The sequence below is a fragment of the Burkholderia anthinoferrum genome (assembly GCF_002925705.1).
In the GTDB taxonomy this organism is placed as follows: Bacteria; Pseudomonadota; Gammaproteobacteria; order Burkholderiales; family Burkholderiaceae; genus Burkholderia; species Burkholderia semiarida.
On the sequence record NZ_LFZP01000064.1, the window covers coordinates 145,319 to 164,169 of the forward strand.

The following is an 18,851-nucleotide window of genomic DNA, read 5'->3' on the forward strand; positions in this document are numbered from 1 at the left end:
GACGCGCGCTCGGCGTCCGCCCGGCCCCTTCCGCAATGTCGGCCCGGCGCGGCCGCACGCGCCGCGACCGCACGAGCCTGCCGTGGGTGTTCCTCGCGCCGACGCTCGCGCTGCTCGCGGTCCTGAGCCTCGTCCCGACGATCGCCGCGATCAACCTTGCGCTGCGCAATCGCGTGCTGCGCTACCCGGACAGCGAATACGTCGGCCTGCGCAACTTCATCCGGCTCGCGTCGGACCGGCGCTTCCTGAACGCGATCGAGGTGTCGGTGCTGTGGGAAGTCGTCACGGTCGCCGGCGCGGTGCTCGTCGGCATCGCGCTCGCGGTGTTCCTGTTCGAGCGCGTGCACGGCCGCTGGCGCCGCTTCGCGTCGCTGGTGCTGATCATGCCGGTGCTGCTGCCGCGCGTGTCGGCCGCGTTCATCTGGAAGTTCATGTACGCGCCGCTCACAGGCATCCTGAGCTGGCTGCTCGGCACGCTCGGCGTCGAGCACACCGCGTTCCTCGCCGATCCGCATCTCGCGCTGTACGCGGTCGCGCTCGTCGACGTGTGGCAATGGGGGCTGTTCTTCGCGGTCGTGATCCTGAAGCTGCTCGAGACGCTGCCGCCCGAGCCGCTCGAAGCCGCGCGGCTCGACTACGCGACGACGTGGCAGGTGCATGCGTACATCGCGCTGCCGATGCTGAAGGCGCCGCTCGTGAGCCTCGTGTTCATCAAGATGGTCGAGTCGCTGCGCTCGTTCGACCTGATCTACGTGATGACCAAGGGCGGCCCGGGCATCGCGACCGAAACGCTCGATCTCTACGCGTACCAGCAGGGCATCGGCCTCGCCGGCAAGGTGTCGTATGCGTCGGGCATGGCGGTGCTGATGATGGTCGCGACCACGCTGGTCTTCACGCTCATCTGGAAGAGGGTCAACAAATGGGACGATTGACCGCCCGCCGCGGCCCCGCCGCCACCGTGTCCACCGCCGTAATCGCCGGCGCGATCCTGCTCGTCGCCGCGTTCCCGCTGTTCTGGGCCGTGCTTAATTCGCTCAAGCACCTGCTCGACATCGTCACGCCCGCGCCGCGCTTCTTCTTCACGCCGACGCTCGCGAACTACGAACAGGTGCTGTCGAGCCCCGAGGTGCTGATCGGCCTCGGCAACAGCATCGCGATCGTCGGCGCGGCCGTTCTGATCGGCGCGGTGCTCGGCGTGCCGGCCGCGTATGCGATCGCGCGCTACCCGGTGCGCGGCAAGCGCGACATCCAGTTCTTCCTGCTGTCGCTGCGCTTTTTGCCGCCGGTCGCGGTCGCGCTGCCGCTGATCGCGATCTGGGTCGATCTCGGGCTGTACGACACCAAGCTGTCGATGATCGTCACGTACCTGCTCGTCACGCTGTCGACCATCACGTGGCTCTCGATCCCCGTGTTCCGCCGGCTGCCGCGCGAGATCGAGGAAGCCGCCGCGCTCGACGGCTACGGCCCGTACGCGGTGTTCTGGCATATCGCGCTGCCGGTGTGCGCGAGCACGCTGCTCGGCGGCATCGTGTTCAGCTTCGTGCTGGTATGGAACGAACTGATGATCGCGCTCGCGCTCACGTCGTCGCGCAGCGCGACGCTGCCGGTGGTCGCGTCCGCGTTCACGTCGCTCGGCCAGGAAGTGCCGTGGGGCGTGATCAACGCATCGACGGTGCTGCTCGCGCTGCCGCCGCTCGTCTTCGTCGGCATGCTGAGCCGGCTGCTCAATTCGATCGTCAAGGGAAAATGAGGAGAACACGTTGAAAGCACTCGTACTCGAACGCACGCGCGAACTCGCGCTGCGCGACATCGACCTGCCGCAAGCGGTCGGCCCCGGCGACGTCCGGATCAAGGTCCATACGGTCGGCGTCTGCGGCAGCGACGTGCATTACTACGTGCACGGCGGGATCGGCCCGTTTCGCGTCGACGCGCCGATGGTGCTCGGCCACGAGGCGTCCGGCACGGTCGTCGAAACCGGCAGCGACGTCACGCACCTGCGCGTCGGCGACCGCGTGTGCATGGAGCCCGGCGTGCCTCGCCTCGATTCGCCCGCGACGCTGCGCGGGCTCTACAACCTCGATCCCGACGTGCGCTTCTGGGCGACACCGCCCATCCACGGCTGCCTGACGCCGTTCGTCGTGCATCCGGCCGCGTTCACGTACCGGCTGCCCGACAACGTGTCGTTCGCCGAAGGCGCGATCGTCGAGCCGCTGTCGATCGGCCTGCAGGCCGCGAAGAAGGCGGCGATGAAGCCGGGCGACCTCGCGGTCGTGATCGGCGCCGGCACGATCGGCGCGATGACGGCGCTCGCCGCGCTCGCCGGCGGCGCCGCGCGCGTGATCCTCGCCGACGTCGTGCCGGAGAAGCTCGCGCTGTTCGCCGCCAACCCGGCCGTCACGACCGTCGACGTGCGCACGCGGCCGCTGGCCGACGCGGTGGCCGACGCCTCCGGCGGCTGGGGCGCGGACGTCGTGTTCGAGGCGAGCGGCAGCGCGAATGCATATGCGGGCCTCGTCGACCTGATGTGCCCGGGCGGCTGCGCGGTGCTGATCGGGATGCCGGTCGCGCCGGTGCCGCTCGACGTGGTCGCGCTGCAGGCGAAGGAAGGCCGCATCGAATCGGTGTTCCGCTACGCGAACATCTTCCCGCGCGCGCTCGCGCTGATCGCGTCCGGCGCGATCGACGTGAAGCCGTTCATCTCGCGCACGTTCCCGTTCTCCGAAGGCGTGCGCGCGTTCGAGGAAGCGGCGAGCGGGCAGCCGCGCGACGTCAAGATTCAGATCGAAATGGATTGAGCCATGGCCCAGATCACCTGCAAGGCTTTGTCGAAGCACTACGACGGCGGCCCCGCCGTGCTGCATCCGCTCGACCTCGAGATCGCCGACGGCGAATTCATCGTGCTGCTCGGCCCGTCCGGCTGCGGCAAGTCCACGATGCTGCGGATGATCGCGGGCCTCGAGGCGATCACCGGCGGCGAGCTCGTGATCGGCGATGCGGTCGTCAACGATCTGCCGTCGCGCGACCGGAACGTCGCGATGGTGTTCCAGAACTACGCGCTGTACCCGCACATGACGGTGTACGACAACATCGCGTTCGGCCTGCGGCGGCTGAAGGTGCCCGCCGACGAGATCGACCGCCGCGTGCGCGACGTCGCGCGCATCCTGAGCCTCGATGCATTGCTCGAGCGCCGCCCGCGTGCGATGTCGGGCGGCCAGCAGCAACGCGCGGCGATCGCGCGCGCGATGATCAAGACGCCCGCCGTGTTCCTGTTCGACGAGCCGCTGTCGAACCTCGACGCGAAGCTGCGCACGCAGTTGCGCGGCGACATCAAGCGGCTGCACCGGCAACTGAAGACGACCACGCTGTACGTCACGCACGATCAGCTCGAAGCGATGACGCTCGCCGACCGCGTCGTGCTGATGCGCGGCGGCCACATCGAACAGATCGGCACGCCGGCCGAGCTGTACGGCCAGCCGCATACGGTATTCGCGGCGGGGTTCGTCGGCACGCCCGCGATGAACTTCGCGGACGGCACGATCGAGCGCGTCGGCGCGACCGTGCTGCTCGACTGCAACGGCGCGCGCTGGCCGCTCGCGTCTTCACGCTTCGCGCGGCTGCAGGACGGCCAGCAGGTCAAGGCGGCGATTCGCCCGAACCACCTGCGGCTCGCCGCCGAAGGCGATCCGACCCCGGGCACGCTGTCGCTCACCGGCACGGTCGAGCTCGTCGAGCTGCTCGGCGCGGAGGCGCTCGTCACGCTGGACTGGCGCGGCCAGCCGTGCGCGGCCCTCGTGCCGGCCCCGATGGCCCCGACGCCGGGCGCCGTGGTAGCGTTTCGCTTCGACGAAGAAGCCCTGCATCTGTTCGACGCCGGCGCCGAGCGCAACGTCACGCTGCCGGACGCGAACCCGATCGCGCACGCGGCGCCGCCGGCGGCCGCGACGCGCACCACGCCGCCTGCCGCGACGGGCTGGTCGATGTCCCGCCCGTAGCACGCCGGCACGCCCCGACGGAGCACACGATGAACCCGGATCTCGAGATCGTTCCCACCCACCGCGACGAATCGTTCCGCGCGTGGGTCCACGACTATCCGCATTCGGTCGCGAAGTGGCACTTCCATCCCGAGTACGAGATTCACCTGATCCAGGCGTCGCGCGGCAAGGTGTTCGTCGGCGACCACATCGGCGATTTCGGCCCCGGCAACCTGATCGTCACCGGGCCGAACCTGCCGCACAACTGGGTCAGCGAGCTCGCCGACGGCGAACGCGTGCCGTCGCGCGACGTCGTGCTGCAGTTCTCGCGCGATGCGATCGAGAAGATGGTCGACGCGTTCAGCGAGCTGCAGCCGGTGATCGACCTGATCGACGACGCGGCGCGCGGCGTGCAGTTTCCCGATCGCGTCGGCATCGAGGTCGCGCCGCTGATGCTCGAACTCGCTAACGCGCACGGCTGCCGGCGCGTCGAGATCCTGATGTCGCTGTTCGACCGGCTGTCGTCGTGCCGCGAGCGGCGCGTGCTCGCGGGCCCCGGCTACCGCAGCGACGCGCAGCACTACATGTCGTCGACCATCAACCAGGTGCTGTCGTACCTGCAGCAGAACCTGCCCGGCATGCTGCGCGAAGCCGACGTCGCCGCGTTCGCCGGCATGAGCGTGAGCACCTTCACGCGGTTTTTCCGGCGTCACACCGGCTCGTCGTTCGTGCGCTACCTGAACCGGCTGCGCATCAACGAGGCGTGCGAGCTGCTGATGTTTTCCGACCTGACGGTGACCGACATCTGCTACCGGGTTGGATTCAACAACCTGTCGAACTTCAACCGTCAGTTTCTCGCGATGAAGCAGGTGCCGCCGTCGAAGTTCCGCGCGCTGCACCGGCTCAACGAACCGCACGGCCGCGACGACGCGCCGCCCCCGCGACGCGCGCCGCCGCGCGCCCCAGACAGGACGCTCCATACGTGACATATCTCGGCATCGATCTCGGCACGTCCGAGGTCAAGGTTCTGCTCACCGATTCCCGATCGGTCCCGCTCGCGACCGGCTCGGCCACGCTGTCGATCAGCCGTCCGCATCCGCACTGGTCCGAACAAAGCCCGCAGGCGTGGTGGCACGCGATGCTCGACGCGATCGCGTCGGTGCGGGCCGCGCACCCGGCCGGCTTCGCCGCGCTGCGCGGCATCGCGCTGTCCGGGCAAATGCACGGCGCGACGCTGATCGACCGCGCGGACCAGGTACTGCGCCCCGCCATCCTGTGGAACGACACGCGCGCCGGCACCGAATGCGTGGAGCTCGAGGCGCTGGTGCCGGAATCGCGCACGATCACCGGCAACATGGCGATGCCCGGCTTCACCGCGCCGAAGCTGCTGTGGCTCGCCAAATACGAGCCGGCCGTGTTTCGCGCGGTGCACAAGGTGCTGCTGCCGAAGGACTACCTGATCTGGCGGCTGTCCGGCGAATTCGTGTCCGACATGTCCGACGCGTCGGGCACGCTATGGCTCGACTGCGCGCGCCGCGACTGGTCCGACCGGATGCTCGCCGCGACCGAGCTGTCGCGCGCGCAGATGCCGCGCCTCGTCGAAGGCAACGCGGCCGCCGCGCAACTGCGCGACACGCTGCGGCGCGAATGGGGCATCGCCGGGCCCGTGACGATCGCCGGCGGTGCCGGCGACAATGCGGCGTCCGCGATCGGCATGGGCGTCACGGGCGCCGGCAGCGGCTTCCTGTCGCTCGGCACGTCGGGTGTGCTGTTCGCCGGCAACGACCGCTTCGCACCGAATCCGGACGCCGCCGTGCACGCGTTCTGCCACTGCGTCGAAGGGCGCTGGCACCAGATGAGCGTGATCCTGTCGGCCGCCGCGAGCCTCGACTGGCTCGCGCGCGCGCACGGCACGACGCCCGGCGTGCTCGCGGCGTGTGCCGAACGCGCCGATTCGGCCCGCGCGCCGCTGTTCCTGCCGTATCTCGGCGGCGAGCGCACGCCGCACAACGATGCGCATGCGCGTGGCGTGTTCTTCGGGCTGTCGAACGAACACGGTGCGGACGACCTCGCGTATGCGGTGATGGAAGGCGTCGCGTTCGCGATGGCCGACGGCTACGACGCGCTGCGCGCGGCCGGCACGACGCTCGACGCGGTGTCGTTCATCGGCGGCGGCTCGAAGAGCGCGTTCTGGGCGCGGCTGTGCGCGAATGCGACCGGGCTCGCGATGCAGCGCCACGCGGACGGCGCGGTCGGCGCGGCACTCGGCGCGGCGCGGCTCGCGCGGCTGGCTGCGACGAGCGACACCCTCGCGGAAGTCTGTGTCGCGCCGCCCGTCACGGAAACGGTCGCGCCCGATGCCGCGTCGGTCGATCTGCTGGCGGGGCGGCTTGCACGGTATCGGCGGCTGTATCGCGCGCTGCGGGATGAGTTCGCGGCCGCCGACTGAGCGTTAGAGCGATCGCGCTTGACCCGGCCCTTGGGATCGCCTTTATGCTGACCGCAACGAATCGACAGCAAAGAGGTGACGGATGGGTTCTTCCACGCCCCGTTTGAACGCATCGGCCGCCGCCGCGTGGCTCGGCGTCTCGATCAAGGCGCTGCGGCTGTACGAGCGGCACGGCCTCGTCACGCCCGAGCGCACGCCGGCCGGTTACCGCGCGTACGGCCCGGACGACCTCGCGCGCGCCGCCGACATCGCGGCGCTGCGCAAGCTCGGCCTCGGTCTCGCGCAGGTGGCGCGCGTGCTCGGCGGCGATGCGCGCAGCCTCGATGCAGCGCTCGGCGCTCACGAAGCGGCGCTCGATCGCGGAATTCAGGATCTCGTGAGCAAGCTCGACCGCGTGCGTGCGATGCGCGCCGGCCTGGCTCGGGGACGGATGCCGGCGGACGGGGAACTCACGCGGCTGCTCGACACGGGCAGCGCCGGCGTCGCGTTCAGCCTGCCGTGGCCGTGGGGCGGCGAACGGTTCGAGTGTCGCGATATCCGGCCGTTGAACTACATCATCGGTTCGCTCGGGAGCGGCAAGACGCGGCTCGCGCTTCGGCTGGCCGACGCGCTGCCCGGCGCCGTGTTCGTCGGCCTCGATCGGCTCGACGACGATGGTGCAGCCGCATCGAATGCATTGCGTGCCGATCCGGAACTGAAGTCGCGTGTCGACCGCACGTCGGCGTTGCTCATCGGCAAAGGCGCGACGCCGTCGGCGGCGCTGACCGCACTGCTCGTCGGCCTCGAAGCAGCAAGCCCGCGCGTGCGGATCGTCGACATGATCGAACAGGATCTCGATCGCGCCACGCAACTGGCGTTGATCGCGCATCTGCGCGAATGCGCGGCCGCCGGCATGCGGCCGCTGTTCTTGTTGACGCGCTCGTCGGCGATCCTCGATCTCGCGGCGGTCGGCCCCGACGAAACCATTCTGCTGTGCCCGGCCAATCACAGCCCGCCTGTGCGCGTGGCGCCTTACCCGGGCGCGCCGGGGTATGAAGCCGTGGCCACGTGCCTGGCGGCGCCGGAAGTTCGGGAGCGGGTCGCGCGGCGGCCGGAAGCGGCGCGCTGTCAGGCCTGATAGGCAGCAGAAGAGAAGATTTGCCGGCCCGCCCCGTCGGCGAACCTGGCGGCACGCGTCAAGCAGGTAGAAATCGACCTGGACGACAGGCGTGCCCGCAAGCCTGCGATCGTGACCGAGAAAGGTTCGGAAAAGTCCGGTGCTTGCCGGGCGCTATTGGACGGGTCAGCAAGCCGTCTTGTCCGGATGGCCAAAAACGCGCGCGGCCGGACGATCGCCCCTACGATGAAGGGCATCCGAAACCGTTCGTTCCGAGGTATCGTCCACCTCTGCCGCCAGCATTCCACATGACCGCACGCAATGAAAACAGCACCGCCCCGGCCGATATCGGCCCCTTCGACGCGATGAGCCGATTCCGCATCACGTACGACGGGCCCGCGCTCGAATCGTCCGAGATGGACGTGCGCGAACTCGCGCCCGCGCTGCTCGCCTTCGGCGATTTGCTCGACGCGTCGACCCGCGCCCTGTGCGGCGATCAGGTTCGGCCGCGGGTGAACGTGCGCGGCAGCTTCAAGACCGGCAGCTTCGGCATCGACTTCACGCTCGCCACCTCGCTGCTCGGCCGCATGCGCGATCTGCTGAGCGGCAGCGAAGGCACGGCGCTCGCCAATGCGGTCACGATCCTGACCGCGCTGGGCATTGCCGCACCCAAGGCGAGGAAGGGGCTTTTCGCCGTCCTCAAATGGCTGCGCGGGCGCGAGATCACGCACGTGCGGATGAAGGACCACACCGCGGTGCTGCACGTCGATGGCGACACACTCGAGATCGACCTGCCCGTGCTCACACTGCTGCGCGACGTCCGCGTTCGCCGTGCAACCGCGCAAGTGCTTGCGCCGCTCGCGCGCGAAGGCATCGAGATTTTCGCGGCGGGCACCGATACCGAGGTGTACGAGACAGTCGCCCGCAACGAGATCGCATGGTTTCACGCGCCCGAGCCAGCCGATGCGCTGCTGCTCGACGAGCATCGCAAGATGGCGTTCTCGATCGTGTCGCTCGCGTTCAAGGACGACAACAAGTGGCGGCTGTACGACGGCACGTCGACGATTCACGCGACGATCACCGACGCCGGCTTCCTGTCGCGCGTGAACAACAGCCAGATCAGTTTCAGCAAGGGCGACGTGCTCCTGTGCAATGTCCGTATGCAGCAGTGGCAAACTTCGGACGGCGCAAAAACCGAATACGAGGTCACGGATGTCCTCGAACATCGCCCGGCGGGCCTGCAGATTCCGTTGTCGGGCCTCTGATCCACGTCGCCGCCTCGCGCCCGACGCAACTTCTCACCACTCATGAAACCGGCGATCCATCTGCGTGCCGCCTCGCGGGAAGACCTCCCCTTCCTGCTGACGCTCCGTCGACTCACGATGACCGAGCACCTGCAGCGCGTCGGCGCGCCGACCGACGACGAAGCACACGACCGACGCATCCGCGCGAACTTCGACGACGCGATGATCGTCTGCGAAGGCGCCGACGCCATCGGCCTGCTGAAGGTGACGCGCGCGGCCGGCGAATGGCACGTCCATCAGATCCAGATCCTTCCCGCGTGCCAGGGTCGTGGAATCGGCGCGGCCGTACTGAACGCATTGCTGACCGACGCGGCACGCGAGCGCGTATCCGTATCGCTGAGCGTGCTGCACGGCAACCCGGCGCGGCGGCTCTACGAACGGCTCGGCTTTCGCGTCGTATCGGAAACCGATACGAGCGCGAACATGATCCGCCGCGCGTGACACGTGTCGTTTCGACGCCGCCACATTTCTGTTACTGCGTGATCTTCGCGCCCTTCAGCAGGTTGCCGATCATCTGCGCACTCGCCTTCTCGACCGCGATCGCCTGCAACTGCTGCTGAAGCGTCGGCTTCGCGGTTTCGAAAGCCGGCACCTGCGTCGGCCGCTTCGCATCCAGCTTCACGATCGCCCGCACGCCATCGACGGGAATCGAATCCTTCGTCACCGCGCCGACGGGCAGTTTCTCGAGCGCCTGCGCGACCGGCAGCGGCAACCCGGCCGTCTTGCCCGCCGCCGCCGGCGTGTTGAAGCTCACCCACGGCAGCTCGCCGCCGGTATCGCGGCTCGGCGCGACGCTGTACTGGCGCGCGAGCCCGTCGAACGACTTGCCCGCTTTCAACTCGCTCAGCACGGTGGCCGCCGCGACCGGATCCTTGACGACGATCACGCGCGGCTTGTATTCGTTCTTGCCGAGCGCGGCGACGAGCTCGTCGTAGCGCGCCTTGACCTGCTCGTCCGTCACGGGCTCCGGCTTCACGTTGTCGCGCTGGTACAGCTGCACCTCGGCCGTCACCTTCGCCTGCTGCATCGCCGCCTTGACCTCGGGCTTGTCCGCGTAGTTGGCCTTCTCGGCCGCCTGCTGCACCAGCACGCGCGTGATCAGCTGATTCTTGATCGCCTCGCGGATCTGCGGCGAATCGGCCTGCCCGGACGCGCGCAGCAGCGTATCGACGTCGGCCTGCGTGATCGGCGTGCCGTTGACGGTCGCGACGGTCGCCGCGCCCGCCGCCGTTTCCGCGTGGACGGGGCCCGTCAGCGCGCCGGCTAGCGCAGCGATCAGCAACAGGCGGTTCGGTGTCGTTTTCATTTTCGTCATGTCGTCACTTCGGCTCAAAAATCGCGGCATCGGGCTGCCGCGCAAGTTCACCGGCGCGGCAATGTGCCGGCGCAACCGGTCGGTCGATTCGGTTCATCGTCGTGTGCACGCGCACTCCCGCCGGTGCCGCCGCTATTGTGCCCGGATCGGGCTTTCCGCGCCGTGTGGTCGGGAACAGCCGCCCGGCGGGCGGTGAGGCGCGCGTTGCGCACGCCGCTCATTACGCACGCGCGATGCGGAAATTGCGTGGAAGCACGATGGACGTCCGGCGACACGCGGTGAATTCCGTCGTTGCCGCGCGGGCACGGCCGGCGGACAGCGGCCGCGCATGCGTGATCGATGTCAGGGCGTCCACCGGTACACGGTGATGCTGTTCCCCTTCACGTTGTTCTTCATCACCACGTACTCGCCGTTCGACCGGCGATACGCACGGATGCTGTACATCGCATCGATCGCGCTGCTGGTATCGACGGTCGCGGGGCTCGTGTTGACCAGCGTCGTGTCGAGGCTTCCCGTGGTCAGGTTGAATGCGTCGACGTTCGGCCACAGCGGCCCGCTGCTGCTGAACCAGTAGCCGACGAACAGATGGTTGCCCGCCGCGTCGATCGATTTCGCGCCGCTGTGCGGCAGCGTGATCACCGGGTCGGGCTTCGTCGTGTTGCCCGCGCGCCAGCCGTGATACACCTCGATGCGCGTGCCGATCGACGTCCAGTCGTTGCTGCCGAGCGCGCCCTGCGCGAGCACCATCGTGTCGCTGTCCGCAAGATAGACGATGCGCGTGAGCGGCTGGATGCTGGCCGGAATGCGGGTCGCGACGCCGGGCCCCCACGACGGCTTGCCGTTCGCGTCGAAGCCGGTCAGCGGGTAATGCGTGATCGCGCCGGTCTTGTCGAGGCCGGCCCATACGCCGCCCTGGCTGTCGAGGCTGAAGCCGCCCGTCACGCGCTGCGTCGTGTTGAACGCAGGGCCGGGAAGCGAGCCGTCCGGAATCGCGACGTAACCGTTCGCCGCGTTGAAATGATAGAAGTAGAAGACCGGCGGGTTCTGGCCGGCCGCGACGAGAATCCGGTTCGCGCCGACCGACGTGAGCAGCCCGAAGTGTTCGTCGCGCTGCGTATCGCTCATGTTGATGCGCGGGTCCGACGGATACGTGAACGGGTCGACGGTGTTCGCGACGAACTTGCCGCCTGCGCTGCCGCTGTAGATGTGCGTGCCGCCGTAGAACAGCGCGCCGTCCGTGACCGGGTCCGGCGCGGCGATGCCTTCGAAGTTCAGCGACTGCAGTGTCCAGCGCAGGCTGCCGGTGCTGCTGTACGCGTGAATGTCGGTCGCGCCGTTGCGGCCGAGATCCCAGCTGCCGCCCCACGGATTGTTGAGCACATAGAGATTGCCGCCGGTATCCTTGCCGATCCCGACGATACGCGTGAAGCGTTGCGGGCCGACCTGCCCCTTGATGCCCGTCGCCGTGTCGAGATAGCCGCCGCGCACGCCGAACGTGCCGACGAGCGCCGGCCGGCCCGAGATCGAATAACGCTTGATGTTCTGGTCCGGGCCTTCGTCGCCCACCAGCAGTTGCCCGGCCGCCGCGTCGACATACAGCGCCGACGGCTGCGAGCCGGCCGGCATGCGGATCGTGTTCAGCAGCGCGCCGGCCGGGCTGAAGCCGACGATCGAGCCGGCACGCTTCTGCGCGACCCACACGTTGCCCGCGCCGTCCACCGCGAGCGCGCCCGGCGCCGACACGCCGATGTCGCGCTGCCACACGCCATCGGTCGTGAACACGCGCACGCGATTGCCGTAGAAATCGCTCGCATACAACAGCGAGCCGGCCGTCGCGAGCCCGGTGACGACGTCGATGCGCGGCTGGTTGGTTGCCGCGCTGATCTGGATCACGCGGTCGCGATACTTCGTCGCGCGGTTGTAGCGCCCCACCGCGCCGCTGCCGTAGGTCTTGCCGGGCTGCAGCGCGACGAACAGCGATGTCGCGTTGCCCGTGATCGCGCTGCCCTGGAATTCCGAATGCGCGCCGATCGAGCCGATGCTCTTGCCGTTCTGGTAGATCGCGACGCCGCCTTCGTCCTCGTCCCACATCGACGCCGTGTAGATCACGCCTTCAGGTGCGACCCACATCGCGCGCGCCACGTTGCCGACGTGCGCCGCGAGCGTGCCGTACGTGTTCGCGATCCAGTCGGTCGTGTTGGCTGCATGCGCGGCGGATGCACATGCGGCGATCGCCGCGGCAACAAGCGCGGCCCGGATTCGTTGTCTGGCGACCATGACGGAGGCTCTCCTGAATGAGACAAACATTCACATGAAGGATCGGCCGGCCAGATGGCTTGAAGTCCGCGAGATGTAAATTCTTCCCTGAATCATCCGGCGCAGTCGGTATGACGTACGGCATACGTTCGATAATGCGCAGGGCGAGAATAGCGTTATATAAATCGAAAAAAATTGCGAATCGCCCGCGCTTGCGGCGAGCGCGGCTTCGCGTCAGTAAATGGTCACTTACGCGTCAGATCGGAAATGGAGAAAATCAGGCATTCGCCGCCGGGAATATCGCCGGGGATTCAACGACGATAGATTGAAACGGCGAATGCCATTTCGGCAGTATCGGGTAAAATCCACTGTCCCCAAACGAAAACGCCGGCCTGAATCCGTGTCGAATCCAGGCCGGCGAATATCATTTGCTGCGGGTCAGGCAATGCAGCGTTTGCGCCACCGCATTGCCGTGCGTCAAGCCGACGTTTCCCTCACCTTCACCTCGGCGACGCGCGCGCCGTCCGGATCGTCGCCATCGCGCGGCGCGTCGAGCTGCCCTTCCCACTTCGCGACTACGGCCGCCGCGATCGAGTTGCCGACGGCGTTGGTGGCCGAGCGCCCCATGTCGAGGAACATGTCCACGCCCATGATCAGCAGCAAGCCGGCTTCGGGCAGGTTGAACTGATTGAGCGTCGCCGCGATCACGACGAGCGACGCGCGCGGCACGCCGGCCATCCCCTTCGACGTCACCATCAGCATCAGCAGCATCGTGATCTGCGTGCCGAGCGGCAGATGGATGCCGTACACCTGCGCGATGAACAGCACCGCGAACGTGCAGTACATCATCGAGCCGTCGAGGTTGAACGAATAGCCGATCGGCAGCACGAAGCTCGAGATCTTGCGGTTCACGCCGAAGCGGTCGAGCGCGTCCAGCAGCTTCGGATACGCGGCCTCGGAGCTGGCCGTCGCGAACGACAGCAGGAACGGCTCGCGGATCAGCCGGAGCAGCGTGAACGCGCGCTTGCCGAGGAACGTCACGCCGGCGAGCGTCAGCACGGCCCACAGCAGCGCGAGCGCCAGATAGAAGCTCGCCATGAACTTCGCGAAGGTGAGCAGGATGCCAAGCCCTTCGGTCGTGATCGTCGACGCGAGCGCCGCGAACACCGCAACGGGCGCGAACCACATCACCGCGCCCGTCACCTTCAGCATCACCTGCGCGAGATCGTCGATCACGGCGGTCAGGCGCTTGCCCGCTTCGCCGAGCGCGGACAGCGCGGAGCCGAAGAAGATCGAGAACACGACGATCTGCAGGATTTCGTTGTTCGCCATCGCCTCGGCGATCGACTTCGGCACCAGGTGCACGACGAAATCCTTCAGCGTGAACGTGCCCGTCTTCAGGTTGAGTGCCGCATCGGATGCCGGAAGCGGCAGGCTCAGGTGGCTGCCGGGCTGCAGGATCGTCGCGGTCAGCAGGCCGAGCAGCAGCGACGTAAACGACGCGATGAAGAACCAGCCGAACGCCTTGACGCCCACGCGGCCCACCGCGCTGCCGTCGCCCATCTGCGCGATGCCGACGGTCAGCGTCGCGAACACCAGCGGCGCGATGATCATCTTGATCAGGCGCAGGAACACATCGGACAGCAACGACACGTACCCGGCGACCTCCTTCGCCATCTTCGGGTCGGGAAACGCGCTATGGCAGGCATAACCCACGGCGATACCCAGCATCATCGCGACGACGATGTACCTGGTGATGTTGTGCTTCTTCTTCATTAGTAATCCAAATCACAAAGCGTATGTTGCTAACGGCTGGCACAGCTTCCGCGTCCGGCTGCGAATCGAAACCCACGTCTCTCTGGGTGCGACCTCCCCGCCATCGGCGCTCGCCATGGCGGACAGGGGGGGCATTCTAACGCAAATGGCTCGCCGGCTTTCAAATCTGAAAGCAGCACGGGTTGATCTGCGTCCTGAACCCGCCGGGAAAGGGACGCCTGCCACGCCCGGCCTGCCGAAATCGTCACGCAGGCAGCGACACGATCAAGCGATCGCGACACATTCTCACAAACCTGCGCAGACCTCGACACTACGGCACGTAAACGGTCTGTAATATTTGGAAATGATTCGCGTTGACAACGTGCAGCGACGTCAACGCGCAATTCCGAGCCGGAAATGCGGCACCGCGTTCGCGCCATGGCTTCCATCAGGCCGAGTTATTCATTTCGTCAGTATTCCTTGAAATGAAGGATCGGGAAAAAGCGGCATCGTGATGAACATTCTTTACACCAACTTCCACGGCGACTATGGCGGCGGACAGGACACCTACGTCCGCGATCTCGCCGTCGCGATGAGCCGTCATCACCGCGTGACCGTCGCGTCGCCGGAAGGCAGCCGCTTGTCGCGACTGCTGAAGGGCACTCCCGACGTGGCCATCTTCGACATGGAATTCAAGCCGCGCTGGAACCGGCTGTGCCGCGAGATTCTCCGGCTGCGCCAGCGGATCGCCGCCGAACGCTTCGATGTGATCCATGTGAACGGGTCCGCCGATCACCGGCAGGTCATGCTCGCGCTGCTCGGTTGCCGGTATCGGCCCGCGGTCGTGCTGACCAAGCACAACACCTATCGCGCCGACAGCTTCGGCAACCTCCTGCGCGCCCGGCTGGCCACCGACCACACGATCGCGGTCAGCGACTACGTCGCGAGCATGCTCGCGCTGCGCTCGCCGTACGGCAACGTCACGGTGGTCAAGCACGGCGTGCGTCGGCCGGCTGCCGAACGACTGGCGGCCGACGAGATCCGCCGCCGCAAGATCGCGCTGTTCGGCGCGGCCGGCGCGGATGCGATCGTGCTGGGCAGCAGCGCCGGCACCGCGCCAGAAAAAGGCTGGATGGACCTGATCGCCGCACTCGGCCGCCTGCCCGAAACTGAACGGGAGCGGTTTCGCGTGCTGCTGGTCGGCGCGGAGCCATCCGGCGAACAGCGCGAGGAGCTCGCGCGGCACGGCATGGCGTCGCGTACCGCGTTCACCGGGCGACTCGACGATGTGCGGGCGCCGTTCTCGATCATCGACGTGTCGTTCGTGCTGTCGTATCACGAGAGCCTGTCGTATGCATGCCGCGAAGCGATGTCGCTCGGCTGCCCCGCGATCGTGACGCGCGTGGGCGGGCTGCCCGAGAACGTCGAGCCGGGCGTGGACGGCTGGGTCGTCCCGCCACGCGAGCCCGCGGCGATCGAAGCGATCCTGCGCACGATCGCGGAGGATCCGGGCCGCGTCCGCGCGATGGGACGCAGCGCGCGGCTGAAAGGCAAGCGAGAGTTCTCGTTCGACGCGTTCGTCGACGCGACCTTGTCCGTTTATCAGCAATCGGTTCGACACAACTCCTCCCGCTGGGTGACCTCGTTGAGATCCGCGAAATGGCAATGAATATCTGGAAGAAGTACCGGGACCGGCGCCACAAGGAATCGTCGGCCTACCGGAAAGCCGAGCCGATCATCGCGAAGTGGGCCGCGCATGCCGATTTCGCCGAGATTGGCGACTTCAAGACCCTGCGGATTTTCCGCAAGGCCGCATAACCCCACTTTCCTGCGATCCACCGATGCTTGCGCGCACCCCACGCTATCCGATCCTGATGTATCACCAGATCCGCCCGCTCCCGCCGCCGACCGACCGACTGCGCAGCCTGAGCGTCGCGCCCGACGCGTTCCGCCGCCAGATGACCTTGTTCAGTCGGCTCGGCTACCGCGGGTTGAGCGTGCGCGAACTGCAGCCGTACCTGCGCGGCGAACGGCAGGGCAAGGTCTTCGGCATCTCGTTCGACGACGGCTTTCACAACGTGCTGACGCATGCGATGCCCGTGCTCGACGCGCTCGGGTTCACCGCGACCTGCTATTTCGTCGCCGGTCGGTTCGGCGGCGCGAACGACTGGGATGCCGGTGCGCCGACTGCGCGCTCGCCGCTGATGACGTGCGCGGACATGCTCGCGTGGCGCGATCACGGCCATGAAATCGGCTCGCATACGCTCGATCATGTGGCCCTGTCGTACGCGCCGTCACATGTATCGGCGTTTCAGTTGACCGAATCGAAGCGGCAGCTCGAAATGCTGAGCGGCCAATGCGTCGAATCGTTCTGCTATCCGTACGGCGATCTCGACGCACGCGTGCGGGACCAGGTCATCGCCGCCGGTTACGGCAATGCGACGACGACCCGGCGCGGATGCGCCGGTGCGACCGACGATCCGTTTCTGTTGCCGCGGATTCCGGTCGCGGGCGGGGTCGGGGCTGCGAGGCTGTGGTTCAAGTGTGTGAAGGGACGGGTTGCGGCGGGCGGGTAACCCTCGCCGTCAGATCGACGCGGTGAGCAGGAACGAGAGCCGGCCAGCGCGAATCGTCCTGTCGACCACACGCCACGCAGCCCACAGAAAATGTAGATAAACTACAACCCACTTATTCGGTTCCGCCCTCAACACGCTCAAGTCAGATTTGGATAAGCACCCGAAATTCCCCCCATATTCCGTCCTTGACCAGCCTGGCCGTCCGCGGTTAATGTTGAAAAACTACATGATCTAGCGGGCCATCCAGTTACGGATACTGGCTTGCTTCTTCGTGGGTTCGCTTCCGCTGAGAGCAGGACAATAATTTCTTACACACAGGAAAGGAATGCTGTTTGTCAGAAACCTGAGAGATGTCGAGAAAGACGGACTGCTTGTCGAATGGGGTCCGGCACAAGCCGTCGCTTGTTGACGGAAAAGGACGGCATGGGCTACGGCGTGTGCCATACGGTGGTGCGTGCGGGGACGGAATCGCTGCTGCAATGCCGCAACCATCTCGAAGCCTGTTATTGCATTGCGGGCGAAGGCGAGGTCGAGGACATGAACGGCAACGTCTTTCCGATCCCCCCGGGCACCATCTACGTGCTCGATCAACACGACCAGCATTATCTGCGCGGCGGCAAAGACGGGGATCTGGTGCTTGTCAGCGTCTTCAATCCCCCGCTCGAGGGACACGAACGGCATAACCGGGAGTCTGCAGAAGCATCCGCTTACTGAGGCTCGATACGCTCATTCCAGGAGGCCCGGGGTACCAGCCCTCCCGGCAACGTCCGCGGGAGCGCGCATGCATCGCGTGCTCCGCGCAAAAGAAAGGTGACCGTTCGTGCGCGCCCAGCATCAAGCCTTTTTCCATTCGCTTTTCCTTGCCCGCCTCGCCGATCAGATTCTGTTGTTTCTGGTGCCGCTGGTCATCTTTCAGATGACAGGACGCGTGTCCTGGTCGGGCATCGCGTTTTCGCTCGAAACACTGCCGAGATACCTGTGCTTCCCGTTTCTCGGCGCGCTTTGCGACCGGTATTCGCCCACGAAGCTGATGCGCGTCAGTCAGGTTCTCCGCGCGGCGGTATGCGTCGCGGGCGTCGCCGCCTACGACCTCGTCGGCGGCATCGGATGGCTGATCGCACTGTCCGCGTTCTGCGGCATGCTGACGAGTCAAGGCATCGTTGCGCGCGAGGTGATGCTGCCGCAGATATTCAGCAGCCATCGCTTCGAAAAAGTGCTGTCGTATTCGCAATTGGCCGACCAGCTTGGCCTGGTGCTTGGCCCCATGCTCGCGGCGATTCTGCTGTCCTGGTGGCGCTGGGAATTCGTCGTGGCGGCCGCGGCCGTGCTGTTCGTCACAGCCGACGTCGCGCTCGCCTATTGGCAAAAGGCCAGCGCGTTCGAATTCGCGATGCCGGAAGGTTCGCACGGCACCTGGTTCAAGCCGATCAAGACGGCCTTGTCTCACGTCGTCCATCTGCCGGGCCTCAAGTCCGTCATCATGCTGGCTGCCGCGGAGAACCTCGTGATCGGCGTCACGCTCGCGACATCCGCCGCGATGGTCACCGGCTTTCATCACGAAAGCGGACGCTATTACGCAGGACTGCAAACGGCAGGCGCGTGCGTGACGATCGCGATTCTGCTGATGACGGCGACGTTGCATGTTCCGCGGCGCGTCCTCGGCCTCGTCGGCTTCGGTTCGATCTGCGTCGGCGGCGTGATCGCGGCAGCCAGCACCGGAATTGCGGGGTACGTTTTCGGCTTCCTGCTGATCGTCGGGTTCGACAAGATGTTCAACGTGTACATCCGGAGCACGCGGCAGAAGATCATCCCCGCGCGTGACTACGGCAAGACGACGGGCGTCGTCATCCTCCTCAACAACATGACACAGCCGCTCGCGGGCGTCGCGGTAGGCGTGTTCTCGACGCGTTTCGGACCAGACACGGTGATCATGGTGCTGTCCGTGTGCATGGGTTGCCTCGGGTTGCTGGTCTCGCTCGCGCCCCGCGTTCGAAAAGACCACATCTTGTCTGAGAGCCCACACAAATAAACGGGCGCCTACCAAACTTCACCCCCTCCCCGTACCGGCATTCGTCAATCCAACTGTACCGGTACTGTACAGAAAACCGTCGCTACACTGACTCCATCCC

17 protein-coding genes are annotated in these 18,851 nt (G+C 66.7%); 14 read left to right on the forward strand and 3 right to left on the reverse strand.

Translation table 11 applies throughout. The annotated features are described in order from the left end of the window. Positions 1-35: 35 nt before the first annotated feature. The 9 genes from C5F75_RS30690 to C5F75_RS30730 all read left to right on the forward strand — a co-directional run bounded on the left by C5F75_RS30690 (position 36) and on the right by C5F75_RS30730 (position 9,261). On the forward strand, positions 36-932 hold the full coding sequence (locus C5F75_RS30690) for a carbohydrate ABC transporter permease (RefSeq protein ID WP_059581234.1): 897 nt from the start codon (positions 36-38) through the stop codon (positions 930-932). Next, positions 920-1,750 (forward strand): carbohydrate ABC transporter permease, encoded by an 831-nt coding sequence (locus C5F75_RS30695; protein ID WP_059581236.1) that lies wholly within the window; start codon positions 920-922, stop codon positions 1,748-1,750. Before C5F75_RS30690 ends, C5F75_RS30695 begins: the two co-directional genes overlap by 13 nt. Positions 1,751-1,760: 10 nt before the next feature. Continuing rightward, positions 1,761-2,795, forward strand: a complete 1,035-nt coding sequence (locus C5F75_RS30700; RefSeq protein WP_104013222.1) for an NAD(P)-dependent alcohol dehydrogenase — start codon at positions 1,761-1,763, stop codon at positions 2,793-2,795. 3 nt (positions 2,796-2,798) lie between these two features. Beyond that, on the forward strand, positions 2,799-3,992 hold the full coding sequence (locus tag C5F75_RS30705; protein WP_104013223.1) for an ABC transporter ATP-binding protein: 1,194 nt from the start codon (positions 2,799-2,801) through the stop codon (positions 3,990-3,992). Between the two features lie 29 nt (positions 3,993-4,021). After that, positions 4,022-4,957 (forward strand): AraC family transcriptional regulator, encoded by a 936-nt coding sequence (locus C5F75_RS30710; RefSeq protein WP_059581245.1) that lies wholly within the window; start codon positions 4,022-4,024, stop codon positions 4,955-4,957. After that, positions 4,954-6,420 (forward strand): xylulokinase, encoded by a 1,467-nt coding sequence (gene xylB, locus C5F75_RS30715; protein WP_104013224.1) that lies wholly within the window; start codon positions 4,954-4,956, stop codon positions 6,418-6,420. Before C5F75_RS30710 ends, xylB begins: the two co-directional genes overlap by 4 nt. Positions 6,421-6,502: 82 nt before the next feature. Further along, a complete protein-coding gene (locus tag C5F75_RS30720) occupies positions 6,503-7,537 on the forward strand; it encodes a MerR family transcriptional regulator (RefSeq protein ID WP_104013225.1) in 1,035 nt (344 codons plus the stop codon). A 287-nt stretch (positions 7,538-7,824) separates the two neighbouring features. After that, entirely contained in the window at positions 7,825-8,781 is a 957-nt protein-coding gene (locus C5F75_RS30725) for a hypothetical protein (protein ID WP_099318158.1), read from the forward strand. Between the two features lie 42 nt (positions 8,782-8,823). Further along, entirely contained in the window at positions 8,824-9,261 is a 438-nt protein-coding gene (locus C5F75_RS30730; protein WP_059581256.1) for a GNAT family N-acetyltransferase, read from the forward strand. A gap of 31 nt (positions 9,262-9,292) precedes the next feature. Here the strand turns inward: C5F75_RS30730 and C5F75_RS30735 are convergent, their stop codons facing one another. The 3 genes from C5F75_RS30735 to C5F75_RS30745 all read right to left on the reverse strand — a co-directional run bounded on the left by C5F75_RS30735 (position 9,293) and on the right by C5F75_RS30745 (position 14,167). Then, entirely contained in the window at positions 9,293-10,135 is an 843-nt protein-coding gene (locus C5F75_RS30735; RefSeq protein WP_104013226.1) for a peptidylprolyl isomerase, read from the reverse strand. A 342-nt stretch (positions 10,136-10,477) separates the two neighbouring features. Next, the gene (locus C5F75_RS30740) at positions 10,478-12,412 is read right to left on the reverse strand and encodes an SMP-30/gluconolactonase/LRE family protein (protein ID WP_059581258.1); all 1,935 of its coding nucleotides are present in this window, start codon (positions 12,410-12,412) and stop codon (positions 10,478-10,480) included. 456 nt (positions 12,413-12,868) lie between these two features. Beyond that, a complete protein-coding gene (locus C5F75_RS30745; protein ID WP_104013227.1) occupies positions 12,869-14,167 on the reverse strand; it encodes a dicarboxylate/amino acid:cation symporter in 1,299 nt (432 codons plus the stop codon). A 493-nt stretch (positions 14,168-14,660) separates the two neighbouring features. On the opposite strand from C5F75_RS30745, the gene C5F75_RS30750 reads away from it, so the two are divergent. The 5 genes from C5F75_RS30750 to C5F75_RS30765 all read left to right on the forward strand — a co-directional run bounded on the left by C5F75_RS30750 (position 14,661) and on the right by C5F75_RS30765 (position 18,751). Then, positions 14,661-15,815 (forward strand): glycosyltransferase, encoded by a 1,155-nt coding sequence (locus C5F75_RS30750; RefSeq protein WP_099318156.1) that lies wholly within the window; start codon positions 14,661-14,663, stop codon positions 15,813-15,815. After that, positions 15,812-15,964, forward strand: a complete 153-nt coding sequence (locus C5F75_RS36965; RefSeq protein ID WP_155634572.1) for a hypothetical protein — start codon at positions 15,812-15,814, stop codon at positions 15,962-15,964. Before C5F75_RS30750 ends, C5F75_RS36965 begins: the two co-directional genes overlap by 4 nt. 23 nt (positions 15,965-15,987) lie before the next feature. Further along, positions 15,988-16,722: a polysaccharide deacetylase family protein gene (locus C5F75_RS30755; RefSeq protein WP_104013228.1), complete on the forward strand. Its 735-nt coding sequence runs from the start codon at positions 15,988-15,990 to the stop codon at positions 16,720-16,722. Positions 16,723-17,124: 402 nt separating this feature from the next. Then, positions 17,125-17,436 (forward strand): ectoine synthase, encoded by a 312-nt coding sequence (locus C5F75_RS30760; protein ID WP_258048620.1) that lies wholly within the window; start codon positions 17,125-17,127, stop codon positions 17,434-17,436. Between the two features lie 106 nt (positions 17,437-17,542). Next, complete coding sequence (locus C5F75_RS30765) at positions 17,543-18,751, forward strand: MFS transporter (protein ID WP_104013229.1); 1,209 nt, start codon at positions 17,543-17,545, stop codon at positions 18,749-18,751. The last annotated feature ends 100 nt before the right edge of the window (positions 18,752-18,851 follow it).

Coding starts and splice junctions, on each gene's coding strand:
- C5F75_RS30690 (WP_059581234.1), top strand. CDS start 36: ATGTCGGCCCGGCGCGGCCGCACGCGCCGCGACCGCACGAGCCTGCCG.
- C5F75_RS30695 (WP_059581236.1), top strand. CDS start 920: ATGGGACGATTGACCGCCCGCCGCGGCCCCGCCGCCACCGTGTCCACC.
- C5F75_RS30705 (WP_104013223.1), top strand. CDS start 2,799: ATGGCCCAGATCACCTGCAAGGCTTTGTCGAAGCACTACGACGGCGGC.
- C5F75_RS30710 (WP_059581245.1), top strand. CDS start 4,022: ATGAACCCGGATCTCGAGATCGTTCCCACCCACCGCGACGAATCGTTC.
- C5F75_RS30720 (WP_104013225.1), top strand. CDS start 6,503: ATGGGTTCTTCCACGCCCCGTTTGAACGCATCGGCCGCCGCCGCGTGG.
- C5F75_RS30725 (WP_099318158.1), top strand. CDS start 7,825: ATGACCGCACGCAATGAAAACAGCACCGCCCCGGCCGATATCGGCCCC.
- C5F75_RS30730 (WP_059581256.1), top strand. CDS start 8,824: ATGAAACCGGCGATCCATCTGCGTGCCGCCTCGCGGGAAGACCTCCCC.
- C5F75_RS30735 (WP_104013226.1), bottom strand. CDS start 10,135: ATGACGAAAATGAAAACGACACCGAACCGCCTGTTGCTGATCGCTGCG.
- C5F75_RS30740 (WP_059581258.1), bottom strand. CDS start 12,412: ATGGTCGCCAGACAACGAATCCGGGCCGCGCTTGTTGCCGCGGCGATC.
- C5F75_RS30745 (WP_104013227.1), bottom strand. CDS start 14,167: ATGAAGAAGAAGCACAACATCACCAGGTACATCGTCGTCGCGATGATG.
- C5F75_RS30750 (WP_099318156.1), top strand. CDS start 14,661: ATGAACATTCTTTACACCAACTTCCACGGCGACTATGGCGGCGGACAG.
- C5F75_RS36965 (WP_155634572.1), top strand. CDS start 15,812: ATGAATATCTGGAAGAAGTACCGGGACCGGCGCCACAAGGAATCGTCG.
- C5F75_RS30755 (WP_104013228.1), top strand. CDS start 15,988: ATGCTTGCGCGCACCCCACGCTATCCGATCCTGATGTATCACCAGATC.